Below are 13,262 nucleotides of genomic sequence, written 5' to 3' on the forward strand. Positions count from 1 at the left end.
AGATCATGAAACTTTGCTAAAAGCACATAAATCAAAGAGATAAAAACAAAGTTTATGAAAATTACAGTTTCAGTTATCAAAGCCGATGTCGGGGGAGTCGGCGGACATACAAAACCAAGTGATGGACTAATTGAAGCAATTAGAAACACCGTCAAAAATTCATCAGATTTACTAATTGATCATTACATAGGATATTGTGGAGATGATACTCACATCGTCATGACACATACTCATGGAGTGGATAATCAAAAAATTCACAAATTAGCATGGGATGCATTCATGGCAGGAACTAAAGTAGCAAAAGAAGAGGGACTGTATGGAGCAGGGCAAGATTTGCTAAAAGATTCTTTCTCAGGTAATGTAAAAGGAATGGGTCCAGGAGTAGCAGAGATGGAATTTGAAGAAAGGCCAAATGAAGCTTTCACAGTATTTGCAGCAGATAAAACAGAGCCAGGTGCATTCAACTATCCAATTTACAGAATGTTTGTAGATGCACTAAGCAATACAGGACTAATTGTAAACAAAAGTCTTGCATCTGGAGTGGTTATGAATATCATGGATGTTGAAAAAGCTCAGATAGCAGAACTGCATCTATGGGAAGATAAACCAACTATCGAAGCTGCATTGATGTATCCTGGAAGATATGTGGTAGATTCAGTTTACACTAAAGATGGAGAACCAATTTTAGATGCATCAACTGACAGACTACACAACATTGCAGGAACATATGTTGGAAAAGATGATCCAATCTGTATAGTTAGAACACAAAAGAATTTTCCAGCAACAGAAGAAGTAGGCAGTGTATTTAACAATCCGCATTATGTTGCAGGAAACACACGTGGTAGTCACAATATGCCATTAATGCCTGTAAAACTAAATTCAGCAGCTACGATTAACTTTTGCATTCCAATTGTAGAAGCATTAGTGTTTAGTATGCATAATGGAAAATTGACAGGTCCATTTGATGGATTCTCTACACCTGATTGGGATTACATTAGAGAAAACGCAACAAAGAAAGCAATGGCAATTAGGAGTCAGGGATTCATTCATCCAGCAACACTAGTACCATCAGAATTAGAATATGCTGAAGGATACAGAGCAAGAATGGACATACTTGAGAGTAAGATGAAGCCAATGGAAGAAAATATACCCAGTGGTAAAAAGAAAGAAAATTACGAAGATCCAGATTAAGTACTACTTTCAAAGAATCATAGCAATGGTTAAATCAAAAAAGACCGTATCAATATTACGTCATGAATGCTTTTCAAATGATTTTTGACTGGAAAACGTACATTTTAACAGCGCTAGCAGTGATATCATTTTCAAGTTTTGTGGCAGTGTTATTTGGGCAAACAATACCAGGAATCATTCTAGCATTTTTCAAAGTTGCTAGTGAATATGTAATTTTAGGAGCAGTGTTTATTTTTGCACTTGCATGGTTGATAAAAGCAAAGCCCCACAATCGTCCTAAAAATTATTCAGTAGTAGTATTCGATGTGTTTGGGAAAAAGAGCCATATTGATGGATTAAGAACAGAATTCAAAACACATGATGTAGCATGGAGTTTTATGAAACAATACAAAGAAGCATATCCATTTTGCAATTTTGCACTAGTTTCAGACATTCCAAAAGCAGACAAACCAACAATCTTCAGATACATCTAATTCAGACTTTTATTCAAGATTACTTAAAGAAGTAAAATGGAATTCTCTACATTAGCTGGTGCATTTAACAAAATGGAATCCACAAGTAAGAGATTAGAGTTAACACAATTTTTAGTAGAATTATTTGAAAAAACCCCACAAGATGTGATTTCTAAAATTGTATATCTAATACAAGGAAAATTGAGACCGGACTTTGAAGGAATAGAATTAGGAGTAGCAGAAAAACTTGCAATAAGAGCAATTTCAAAATCTTCAGGAATTCCGATTAAAAAAATTGAAGAAGAGTATAGAAAAGGAGGAGATTTAGGACATGCAGCTTCAATAATATTAGAACAGAAAACACAGACAACATTTCTGGTAGAAGATATCACAGTGGAGCGAGTTTATGAGACATTATTTAAAATTGCAAATTTAGGTGGTTCACGATCTCAAGATATGAAAATGAAATACATATCAAGTTTGTTAAATGATGCAACACCAATAGAGGCAAGTTTCATTTTGAAGATTTTACTTGGAACTTTGAGATTAGGTATAGCAGAAAATACTGTAATGGATGCACTTGCAATAACATTTTCAGGAAATAAAGAAAATAGAAAAATTTTACAACATGCATACAATGTATCTAGTGATTTAGGCAAGGTTGCAGAAACAATTGCAACAAAAGGTTTGGAAGGAGTAGAAAAATTTGAAATTGTTTTGTTTAATCCAATCAGACCAATGTTAGCAGACAGAGTAAAAAGCGAAGAAGATGCAATTGAAAGGATGGGTAATGAATTTGCTGCAGAATACAAACTAGACGGGGAACGTGTTCAACTTCACATAGAAGGAGAAAAAGTAGTATTGTTTTCTAGAAGTTTAGAGAATATTTCAAGTTATTATCCAGACATTATAGAAAAAATCCCAAAAGCAATTCAAGCAGATAACATAATACTAGAAGCAGAGGCAGTTGCAATCAATGAAAACTCTGGAGAGTTTTTACCATTTCAAGAATTAATGCATAGAAGAAGAAAATACAAAATAGAAAAAGCAATGACTCAATATCCAATAACAGTAAATTTTTTTGATATATTATATTGCAATGGAAAAAGCTGTTTGGAATTAAGCTACAAGGAACGAAGAGAAATGTTAGAAAAAAATGTCAACGAAGACGATTTTGCTAAATACATTCCAATGAATTTGGTAAAAAATAAAAACGAGATAGAAGAATTTATGGAAAATAGCATCAATGCAGGAAGCGAAGGATTGATGTTAAAAATGCTCGACAAGCCATACCAAGCAGGATCCAGAGGAAGTCACTGGTTAAAACTAAAACGCGAATACAGAAATGAGTTAGGAGATAGTTTAGATCTCGTAGTCATAGGAGGATTTTTTGGAAAAGGACGAAGGACTGGGAACTATGGAACATTGTTACTAGCAACATATGAAGAAGATGAGGATGCGTTTACAAGTATTTGCAAAGTCGGTACAGGCTTTTCAGATGAAGATTTAGATCAATTATATCAAATACTAAATTCAAAAGTTACAATCAAAAAAAATCCCCGCATCATTAGTGAAATGGAAGCAGATGTGTGGTTTGAACCAGAATTAGTAATTGAAGTAGTAGCATCAGAAATCACACTTAGCCCAATTCACAAAGCAGCAAAAGACGTGATACGTAAAGATACAGGTCTCGCTTTGAGATTTCCAAAATTCACAGGGAAGATAAGATTAGAAAAATTACCTGAAGACGCATCCACAAATGAAGAAATCATCACATTATACAAAGGACAGAAAAAAGTAGCACATGACAAAAATCGGATATAATCAGGCTTAGAAAATATCAAAAATCATAGAGGATTTAAATTACCTAGAGCATTTTTGGTTTTTGTTATGTATAGCGGAGAGCTTGAAGTTCAAGCAAAAAGAAAGGCTATAGCAGTTTTACAAGACGAAATCAATAGAATACTAAATGCATCCAGAGAACTTGCAACATTACCAGAAATGATGATGAAAAAAGACAAAGCAGGAATCAAAAATACTCTAGAACAAATTTCAACCATTGAAGAAGAGGTTGAAAATCTAAGACGAAAGATCACACGTGAAGTTGCAGATGTTGGAGGATTAATCATGAACAGAGAAAATCTTCTAAACACAGCTTATACAATGGATGAAATAGCAGGATACATCACAGGCATTTCATTCAAACTTGCAAACGTAAAGATTACAACACTAAAAAGTGCAGGACTGGATAAAGACATCACCAAATTGATTGAACTAGTAGTAGACGAAGTTTACAAACTAAATGAAATCATTCGAAGTCTTAACACAAACACTGTTAACGCCATCGAGTTAGCTCAAGAAACACAAACAATTGAAAGAGAAATTGACGTCAAGTATAGAGAGACTACAATTAAACTTCTAAACGAAGTAACAAACACTAAAGAATTATTGTTGATCAAAGACGTGATAGAAGGTATTGAAGAAATGTCAGATAAATGTCAAAAAGTGTCAGACTCTTTCATATTGCTAGCATTGAGCCTATAAACAAAATACTCACCACTTTTACTTATTTTTAAATTTAAAAAAATCTGTAATAGAGAATTCATATACAGATAATAAATTACAGAAATAATGAAAAGCGAATTAATTGAAAATAGAATTATTGTATGGAATATTGAAGATTCACGTAAGCTTTTCAGTGATGGATATTATGGAAAACCAATAGGAATACCAAAACCAAAAATTGAAGAAATAGATGCGCCACTAATTTTAGATCTTATTGAGGGGTTGTATCTTTTAGAAAATAAGAAAATAACAATTAGTAACTCAAAACAAAAAATAACGGTAGAACAACTAACTGAAATCTGTAAAAAAGAAGTTCATGAATTTGAAAAAAAATATCTAGTGTACAAAAATTTCAGAGATAAAGGATACATCATCAATCCAGGAATCAAATTTGGATGTGATTTTGCAGTGTATGAAAAAGGTCCAGGAATTGATCATGCACCATTTTTAATTCAAGTATATACAAGAAATGAATCAATTTCATCAACAGGAATAGTTCTTGCAGGAAGACTTGCAACTACAGTTAGAAAACAATTCATCTTGGCAATACCAAAAGGTAAAGATAAAGTAGATTTTCTTGCGTTAGATTGGTGGAAAGCTTAGATAGATTTGATATGACCAGCTATTCGATCATAGATTTCAAAAAGGTCTTTTGTGATTCCAAAAGCAATATGATTGTCCCATTTACTTCGAATTCTAACGGCTACGTTAGTTGGTTCAATGTAGATAGTAGCATCTTTGATAGACTGTTTTGCAATCATTTCATTTAATTCATGATCTGCATTTAGTTTTGAAGCTAAACTTCCAGAACCACTCCATTCCACCTTAGTGATAGTTTTAGAAGCAAAATGACCTTTAGTTGAAAGTATAGTTTTAGCAACATAGTTTGCAAATCCAGTACCAACAGTCTTTCTAACAATGAATTGAGCTTGAAATCTATCTAACGCGCCCCAAGGAAGTGGATTAGGATCTTGCATGATTATCCCTTTTGAATAATTTGTACCGCATCAATGTTAGAATTCTTGATATCAATACATCCCTTGTTAGTTACCATTCTAGGTGTTTGAGCAAAATATCGGCTATAGTAATCATCTTTTTCAATTTCATCAGTTCCAATTTCTTTAGATTCAGAATCAATACCGATCTCCTTTAGCATTCCAGAAAATTTTTCAGGCCATGATTGATAAACAAATGTATCCGGCTCTGTATCATGCATTAAAAATCATGAATCATACCCACAAATAAAGATATCAAGGAAACACTCTAGAAATCAATCGAATTAAATATCACAAAAGTTTTGAGATGCCATCTAATGCTAAAATTTCAAAACAAAATTGCCCTAGTTACAGGTAGCGGTACAGGAATAGGTAAAGCCATTGCTACAAAATTCATCGAAGAAGGAGCTAGTGTCATAATACTTGGAAGAAGAAAAGAGCCACTAGAAGAAGCAGCAAAAGAACTTGAAGGAAAAATCCCACAAGGTACAAATGCTTCAGTTAGAATTTTTGCAGGAGTGGATGTTGCAGATGAAGCAGCATTGAACAACATGTTTGATACACTAAAAAATGAAAATACAACAATAGATTACATAATTAATAATGCAGGAGTCTCAGGACCTGTTACGTGTTTTGCAAATGCACCGATGGATGAATTCAAAAGTACAATTGGAATTCATCTAACAGGTACATTCTGGGGCTCTGTTCAGGCACTAAAAGTAATGAAAGAGGGTGGAAAGATTATCACTATTTCCACATTTTTCACAGAGGAAAAACCATTAGAACAAAGACCGTACAGATTTAGAAGTCCATATACTGCATCACAAGGTGCAAAAAACAGATTGGCAGAATTAATGTCATGGGAATTAACAGATAAAGGAATCATATCTATTGCAACAAATCCAGGTCCAGTTCATTCAGATAGAATTTACAAAACAGTATATCCAAAAGCTGCAGCAGAGTTTATGCGAGTAAGTGGATTTGAAGGTTTGACTCCAATTGAAGTAGATGAAGCAAATAAGGAATTACTCCCACTGTTAGGTGAAGATGAAAATATAATTAAAAATGGAATTACTGCAGCTGCAACAAAACTTGCAAATGGAAAAGAGGTTTCAAAAATTACAGAGATATTTACCAATCTACTAAACAAAATTCAAACTATTGCAGAAAAAGTTCAAAACAATACATCTCATATGATTGCCAATAAAGAATTTCTATCACAAGGACAAGTTGCAGAAACTGTTCTTAATTTATGTGATGATGAGATTGCAAAGATAATCAACGGCAAAGTGATTCCTGGGGATAGAGTATTTTATCCAGTTAAACCACATATTGGAACTACAACACCAGGAGTACACCAACCAGACTTTACAGGAAAAACAGTTGTCTTTACAGTTGATGCAACTGACAAAGCAGACGCAGAAAGAGTCGAGTTTTTGGCACAACATGTGGAAAAGAATGGAGGAAAAGTAGCTTGTTTCATATCACAGACAACATCATCAGAACTACAAGAATACATTAGTAGTAAATTCCATTCTCACGTAGTAGACATAAAAAATCCAGAAGAAGTTGCAAGATGGCTAAACACGGCGAAAACCAACATAGGCGATATTTTAGGTGTGATTCATGTAACTGGAAAACTTCCAGACATACCAAAATTAACAGAAGTTTCAAGGGCAGTATGGGAAGCATTAACTGAAAAATTCATTTCAACTCCAGCAATAGTCGCACAAAGAACACTAGAACATTTTGTTCCAGGTGGAAGTAAAGACCCACGACTTTACAAAGATGTTAAAGGAGCGATTATGATCATTGGTCCGGATTTACCAACAGGTAAAAAAGTCACAGGTACCCAAAGGGCACAAGTAGAAGTTTTCAGAGGAGCACTAAGACCTTTTACAACTACTGTAAATCAAGAACTAAGCGATGTCCTAAATTCAAAAATCAGAATATTCACTATTTTCCCAGGTTCAATAACAGGCTCAGAACCAAATAATCAAAGAATTGCAGATGCATTTAATTTCCTAGTATCAGAAAATGCCGGATCATCAGCAGAAATTGTCTTTTGTGTTGATGAATCAAGATAATAATGAAAAAATTTTCAGAATTTAGAGTAGGCGATTCATTTTATTCTACGTGCAGCATATCAGATAAAGAATTAGAAGAATATCTAAAATTCTCAAGAGTCAAGAATGCATTTTTGGAAAATAAACAAAAAGAAGAAGAACAACTAGTCTCAGGCAGAGCCATTCTATCAAGAATGGAGGGAGAATTTACAAGATTAAGTCAAATTTATGGAAATCATATTGTTTTTCTAGGTACAGATGGGGATTCTGAATGGGAAAACAGGAATACCAGATTTCTCAAACCATTATACACAGATCAAGTGTTGAAATTAAAATTTACAGTTGCACAAAAAGAAGACATTGATGAGGAATTTGGGAAAATTGTAATAGATTACGAAGGGTCCAATCAAAACGAGGAAACAATAGTGATTTCAAAAAGAAACATCTACAGAATCAAGAAGGATCCGCCGAGATGATCAATACTAAAGGATTTCTAAATCAATACTAGTACATAGTTTTCATTTTTTTCTTTTTTCTTACATCTTTTTCTTTAGATGATGATTGTATAGAATAATCATATTCAGGATACAAGTTCAAGAATCGCTTTTCTATTGGTTCCTCGCCAGCATAATCGGCAACAGAACCATCGCTGTCAGAATCAAAAGCGCTCATCAGATTCAAATCCCAAAAAGATACACCGAATTAAAAACTTATTGAAACAAGGTCCAACTAAAAAAAAGAAAACTGATCGCAAAAATGGGATAAAAAAAGTAGTCTCAATAGTACTCATTTTGTGTATTTTTTTTAATTTTACCTGTAGAAAAGCAATGAAAATATCACGATTAACATGGCAGCAAAGAAAAAAGCAGCAGCTAAAAAAACAACAACTAAAAAGGCTTCAAAAAAGAAATAATCTTTTGAAGTCGTATTTTTTATTTACATTTTTTATTTATTTCACAATCTTATGAATTTGAAGTAATTATAAATGACTTAATTTTTCAGTGTGACCGGGATCATTATGACTTGCTTCACGTGTACGTTTGTCTATTGCAACAATATAAGAATCCCTGCAACCCTGAGAACAAAATTTTGTGTTGTCTCCCTCAAATGATTTTCCACAATGAGTGCAAACTAATTTCATATTTGTCAGAATTATTAGCTACAAAATAAAAGAATATAGAATTTCTCAAAAATGGGAAATTAGATCAGGAAATATTAAACAATTTTTTTGCATTTTTGTACATAAAATTATCACGAAATTCTTGTTTGATGTTAAGTTTTGCTACAAAATTAAGATATGAATTCATCGTACTAATTGGCCAATCAGTGCCATATAGAAGATATCGCGGTTCTCCAGCATAGTTTATCAATTCTGCAACTTTATCTTTCATCATTTTTTCAAAAAAGTGATCAAAAGATCCTATAACAAGTCCAGATACATCAGCATAAACATTTTTGTTTTTGTAAAGTACTTCTTGAGCGTCTTGTATCCAAGGATTTCCTAAATGGCACATTACAATTTTTAATTCAGGATTATCTACTGCAACATCATCAAGATTAAGAGGTCGTGAAAATCGTAATTTACCTTTCTCAGAATAAGTATCCCCAGTATGAAACATTACAGGTATTCCGAATTCAATACATGTGTCATAGACTTTTTGATATCGTGAATCATAAGGATAGTAGTGTTCATATCCAGAATAGATTTTCATAGCTTTGATCTTGCCATCTTTAATCCACTGTCTATAATTTTTAAGATCTTCATCAGTATGATTATCTATTGTAAATCCAGCTGCAATTCCTAAATTATCATATTTTTTAATGCCTTCGATTATTTGTTCAGTTGAAGGTCTTTGAGAATTTACTTTGTAAGAGGACAGAATTACAGCATAGTCAACATTGTTATTAGTCATTTCAGTTTGAAGTAGCTCCAATCTATCTTCCAATAGAGGAATATTTTCTGTAAGCTCATATTGATTCACATGTACATGACAATCAATGATCATTGTTTTTCTCTAAAATTCGGATTTTTCCATTCAATAAAAGTTGCATTGTTTAGGGATCTAGGATCTTTCATATAATTAGACAGTATTTTGATAAATTTGAAGCCATTTCGTAATTGAAACGACAAAACAGGCTCTTTGATTTCATGACGTTTTACTTTGTGGACATATTCTAACGGAGTAAATTCTTTTACATGATCACAGTAATTGATCAATCGTCCTCCTGCAATAATTCTACGTAAATTTAGATTTATTGCCAGTGTCTTTCGTGCATCATATAGTTTTGTGGCTACACCTAATCTCCTATGCTCAGGGTGGGATGATACATCAGCTCCATACAGAGAATCTCCACGAGGATCATGATTTTTGAAAAAACTATCACCGCAGGCATCTTTCCAAGTATGATCTGCATATTCAGATTTTAGTTTTACAATCAAGCTACTACAAGAGCCGACTATCTTTCCATGGTATTCTGCAACAAACTGACCTTGAGGGAAAATTTGTAGATGAACTTTTAGTTGATCAGGTTTCCAATATACTCCCTCTGCAGCCATTGCGGGAAAGGCAATTTTTTGTAGTTCAACGATTTTTGGAATATCGTCTTCAGTCATTGTACGTATTGTAACATGGCTATGACGAGTGTGAGTCTGGGTGGTGGTCATTTTCATTTATAGGTGTTCAGAAGATCTTGATCAAAAGAAATATGTATGTCTTTAGATTTTTTCTTAAAAACTACAAATAATTTTTTAACGCAGTAATCTTGTGGTTAACTTCCACTGAAATACATTTGGACAGTCATTTTAACTCAGTGAATATATAATTTTAATCCAAAAATAGATGAATTTACATTGAAGGGGCTAAAATAATTCATGAGAATATTTGATGGATAGTTTTTACATAATACTAGTATCGATAATTATTTCAGCAATACTGTTGTTCACTACCAGGTACATAATCAACAAAAAAATGAAAAATCTTGCAGGAACACAAAAGTTAACAGGGTTAATAACCATAATAATAATAATTTCAGAAATTGCCTTTTTAGGATCATTTCTAGGATTGTTTAAGATTGCACTAGAGGTGATCACATCAATCGGTGTGGGGATGGTGGTATTGGGAATTGCGTTACAACATCAATTAAAAAATATCGCAGCAGGAATTGGAGTTTTTTTAAATCCAGATATCAATGTTGGTGATTCAATAAAAATTAATGAAACTCACGGGATCATTATAGAAATACATCTAACAAAAATTGTTGCATTAACTGAAGATGGAGGAAAAATCATCATTCCATGTCAAAAACTTGCAGAAGATTTTGTGATAGTGTACAACAAACAAAGAAGATCTCATTGAAATTCCAAATCGCATTTCAAATATAGAAAGTATTTATAAAAACTATTGAGGATCAGAGGATTCATCTTCTTTCATCAAGATGTACATAATATGACCATGGGACAACGTAATGATTAGTTGTGATTTTATTTGTATGTAAGATAGAGTAGTTTACTTAGTTCTGCTTTTGCAGAAATAACATCATTTCTCAATTGAGTGATTTTATCTACATGCAAGGATACTTTTTCATTGAAATTATCAGGTCTGCTAGAATTATGAATTAGAGATTTTAAAAGATCTTTTTCAGATGTTAATTGTTTTTGTAAATCAGTGATTATTACTTCAAGATCACCAGCTCTGGTAGAAGATTCAGCATTTCCTGCAGGTTCTACAGTGATGCTTTCAGGATCAGTCGCAGTGATTTTTCCAGAGCTTAGTTGACAAGTATTTGGTGCTATTTTATCACCTAATCTGACATCATTAGTTTCAAAATCAGAAGTAATAGAAATCACAGGTAATCGTACTTGTTTGTTTCCTGCACATGCTTCAAAAAATACATTGTATGAATTAGGAGAGATTATTGATGGACTAACAGATAGTTTAGTCACAGAATTTCCTACAATAGGAGTTCCAGAAAGAGATAGTTTTTCATGACTAAACTTTGATTTTTCAGGAGTGTAAAGTGTAAAGTATATTCTGTGAAGATCTTCTCTTGCATCATTGAGTTGTTTTCTTAAATCAATAATTTTCTCACCTATGGCCATATTTTTTTCAGTAGCTTCCTTTCCATATGATGTTCTAGCATCTTGGAGTTGCATTTTAAGAGAGTCCACTTTTTCAGAAAGCGACAAAATCAGTTGAGAAACATCACCCTTACTCTGTAATGTTGCAACAATAGAATTAGGGTTTGCAGCTTTGATAACAATAGCGCTAGATACACAAGAATTTGAAGTGATTGTTTCAGCCAATTCTATATGTTTTGTTTCACTATCAGAGCGAATCAATATAGTTGGAGATACTAATGTTTTAGTGGTAGCACATACATCAAACACATAGTCATAGCTGCTAATAGATACTTTAGGGGATTGTTTACCAAAATCGGAATATATTGGAGTTACAATTAATTGATTAATAGTTCCAGTAGACAAATTCAGATTGGACATTGCGCTATCTAATTTACTTTGATCAATAGATTTAGCCCAACCAAGAGATACTAGCTTTGACACACTATCAACATTTACGCAAGATACTGTATTTGTGCTGGCTTTGGTTACTTTGAACATTCCAGTTTCACAAACTACATCATCAGCAGATATTCCAAAAGCAATTTGTTTTTTTGGCGGAAGAATATCTGCACTTGCAGGAGAAATCATCACTGTAAGAAATAACAAAGAGATAGAAAATAATAGAAAAATAATTTTACTCATGGAGTAATTGTGTTAAATACAGTTAAAAAGTTTTTCAAAGAATAGATTATTTGTCAGATTTTATGGTTCTGTTCATAAATTTATCAACAAGGTCTTCAATTTGCTCTTCTGCGATAATTATCTTTTGTGTTAATCTAGTGTTTTCTTTAATTTTTATCATCACGATAACAAAGGAAATGACAGATGTAACACTTCCTATGATTGTGATTAATAGTATTAAATCAAGTGAAGTATCCACTTTGGAACTCAAAATGTCATCTATATTATTTGCAATTTCCAGATTATCAGGATCTACTTCTAAGGCCTCATCAAAAAACTCTAGAGCTTCATCATTGCGTCCTAAATTTATTAAAACATTTGCTTTTCCAATCAATCCTTCAATATTATCAGGATCTTGGGACAATATTTTATCATAAAGTTGCATGGATTTGATATTTTTATTTTCATTAAGAAGTATTTTTGCTAAGCCTAATTGTGCCGCGATATTGCTTTCATCAATTTCTATAACATCTGTAAAAATATCTCTAGCTAAATCATATTCAACTAATTCTAAATATATTTGTCCCTTTCCAGTTAGAGCTTGAATATTATCCAAATCTAATTGAATTACTGCATCAAACAAAGTAAGGGCATCATCATATTGGTTGGTTGAACTCAAGGCGGATGCTTTAGAAATTAATGCTGCGATATTAGATGGGCTTTCTTCCAATACAATATTAAAAAATAGAATGGCATCATCATATTGTTGTTGTTTAAGTAAAACATTACCACTTCCAATTAGTGCATCGGTATTCCTGCTATCTAATTTCAAAACAGAATCAAATGAATCTAATGAATCATCATACCTGTTAAGATTATGCAAAGAAATCCCTTTCCCATTTAATGCGACAATATTTTTGGGTTCAAACTGTAGAGATTTTTCAAAATTTTGAAAAGCCTTAACGAATTTTCCCTGAATTAAACGAATATTTCCTTTTTCAGTTAAAGCATAAACATTATCAGGATCTGCCTCTAAAATTTTATTTAATTCAGTTATCGCGTTTTCATATTGTTTAGCATAGAGAAAATCTTTTGCCTTTTGCATTAAAATGTCATGTCCGTCAGAGATTTGAGCATATACTGTTGGAAGTAAAATTCCCACCAAAACTAATAAAATCAAATATATCAGAGCCATCAAACTCACTTGTTATTTCTAAAATATCCATAAAGAGATATCTTTTTTGAGGATTTT

General features: G+C 32.6%; 15 protein-coding genes. 8 read left to right on the forward strand and 7 right to left on the reverse strand.

Annotated features, from left to right (window positions below):
- The first annotated feature begins 54 nt into the window (after positions 1–54).
- The 5 genes from fbp to endA all read left to right on the forward strand — a co-directional run bounded on the left by fbp (position 55) and on the right by endA (position 4,811).
- Positions 55–1,191, forward strand: a complete 1,137-nt coding sequence (fbp, locus tag WDZ98_RS06385; RefSeq protein ID WP_368060090.1) for a fructose-1,6-bisphosphate aldolase/phosphatase — start codon at positions 55–57, stop codon at positions 1,189–1,191.
- Positions 1,192–1,253: 62 nt separating this feature from the next.
- Entirely contained in the window at positions 1,254–1,664 is a 411-nt protein-coding gene (locus tag WDZ98_RS06390) for a hypothetical protein (RefSeq protein ID WP_368060088.1), read from the forward strand.
- A 36-nt stretch (positions 1,665–1,700) separates the two neighbouring features.
- Positions 1,701–3,467 carry an ATP-dependent DNA ligase gene (locus WDZ98_RS06395; protein ID WP_368060086.1) on the forward strand — a complete coding sequence of 589 codons (1,767 nt, stop codon included), beginning with the start codon at positions 1,701–1,703 and terminating at the stop codon, positions 3,465–3,467.
- A gap of 66 nt (positions 3,468–3,533) precedes the next feature.
- On the forward strand, positions 3,534–4,187 hold the full coding sequence (locus tag WDZ98_RS06400; protein WP_368060084.1) for a DUF47 domain-containing protein: 654 nt from the start codon (positions 3,534–3,536) through the stop codon (positions 4,185–4,187).
- An 87-nt stretch (positions 4,188–4,274) separates the two neighbouring features.
- Positions 4,275–4,811, forward strand: a complete 537-nt coding sequence (gene endA / locus WDZ98_RS06405; RefSeq protein WP_368060082.1) for a tRNA-intron lyase — start codon at positions 4,275–4,277, stop codon at positions 4,809–4,811.
- On the opposite strand, the gene WDZ98_RS06410 is transcribed toward endA, so the two are convergent.
- Complete coding sequence (locus WDZ98_RS06410) at positions 4,808–5,185, reverse strand: hypothetical protein (RefSeq protein ID WP_368060080.1); 378 nt, start codon at positions 5,183–5,185, stop codon at positions 4,808–4,810. The genes endA and WDZ98_RS06410 overlap by 4 nt on opposite strands.
- Before the next feature lie 2 nt (positions 5,186–5,187).
- Positions 5,188–5,424 carry a hypothetical protein gene (locus WDZ98_RS06415; protein WP_368060078.1) on the reverse strand — a complete coding sequence of 79 codons (237 nt, stop codon included), beginning with the start codon at positions 5,422–5,424 and terminating at the stop codon, positions 5,188–5,190.
- A 96-nt stretch (positions 5,425–5,520) separates the two neighbouring features.
- On the opposite strand from WDZ98_RS06415, the gene WDZ98_RS06420 reads away from it, so the two are divergent.
- Together WDZ98_RS06420 and WDZ98_RS06425 are read left to right on the forward strand one after the other, a co-directional pair.
- Complete coding sequence (locus WDZ98_RS06420) at positions 5,521–7,290, forward strand: SDR family NAD(P)-dependent oxidoreductase (RefSeq protein WP_368060076.1); 1,770 nt, start codon at positions 5,521–5,523, stop codon at positions 7,288–7,290.
- Between the two features lie 2 nt (positions 7,291–7,292).
- Entirely contained in the window at positions 7,293–7,745 is a 453-nt protein-coding gene (locus WDZ98_RS06425) for a hypothetical protein (protein WP_368060074.1), read from the forward strand.
- Between the two features lie 28 nt (positions 7,746–7,773).
- Here WDZ98_RS06425 and WDZ98_RS06430 read toward each other — a convergent pair whose 3' ends face one another.
- The 3 genes from WDZ98_RS06430 to WDZ98_RS06440 all read right to left on the reverse strand — a co-directional run bounded on the left by WDZ98_RS06430 (position 7,774) and on the right by WDZ98_RS06440 (position 9,883).
- On the reverse strand, positions 7,774–7,941 hold the full coding sequence (locus WDZ98_RS06430) for a hypothetical protein (protein ID WP_368060072.1): 168 nt from the start codon (positions 7,939–7,941) through the stop codon (positions 7,774–7,776).
- A gap of 533 nt (positions 7,942–8,474) precedes the next feature.
- Positions 8,475–9,275, reverse strand: coding sequence for an amidohydrolase family protein (locus WDZ98_RS06435; protein WP_368060070.1), 801 nt, complete (start codon positions 9,273–9,275; stop codon positions 8,475–8,477).
- Positions 9,272–9,883, reverse strand: a complete 612-nt coding sequence (locus WDZ98_RS06440; protein WP_368060156.1) for a GNAT family N-acetyltransferase — start codon at positions 9,881–9,883, stop codon at positions 9,272–9,274. The genes WDZ98_RS06435 and WDZ98_RS06440 overlap by 4 nt, the downstream gene beginning before the upstream one ends.
- 271 nt (positions 9,884–10,154) lie before the next feature.
- Here WDZ98_RS06440 and WDZ98_RS06445 point away from each other — a divergent pair, with 271 nt between their 5' ends.
- A complete protein-coding gene (locus tag WDZ98_RS06445) occupies positions 10,155–10,625 on the forward strand; it encodes a mechanosensitive ion channel domain-containing protein (RefSeq protein ID WP_368060068.1) in 471 nt (156 codons plus the stop codon).
- Positions 10,626–10,750: 125 nt separating this feature from the next.
- Here WDZ98_RS06445 and WDZ98_RS06450 read toward each other — a convergent pair whose 3' ends face one another.
- Together WDZ98_RS06450 and WDZ98_RS06455 are read right to left on the reverse strand one after the other, a co-directional pair.
- Entirely contained in the window at positions 10,751–12,031 is a 1,281-nt protein-coding gene (locus WDZ98_RS06450; protein WP_368060066.1) for a hypothetical protein, read from the reverse strand.
- A gap of 46 nt (positions 12,032–12,077) precedes the next feature.
- On the reverse strand, positions 12,078–13,205 hold the full coding sequence (locus tag WDZ98_RS06455) for a tetratricopeptide repeat protein (protein WP_368060064.1): 1,128 nt from the start codon (positions 13,203–13,205) through the stop codon (positions 12,078–12,080).
- Positions 13,206–13,262: the final 57 nt, after the last annotated feature.

Source organism: Candidatus Nitrosopumilus sp., assembly GCF_040878665.1.
Lineage (GTDB): Archaea > Thermoproteota > Nitrososphaeria > Nitrososphaerales > Nitrosopumilaceae > Nitrosopumilus.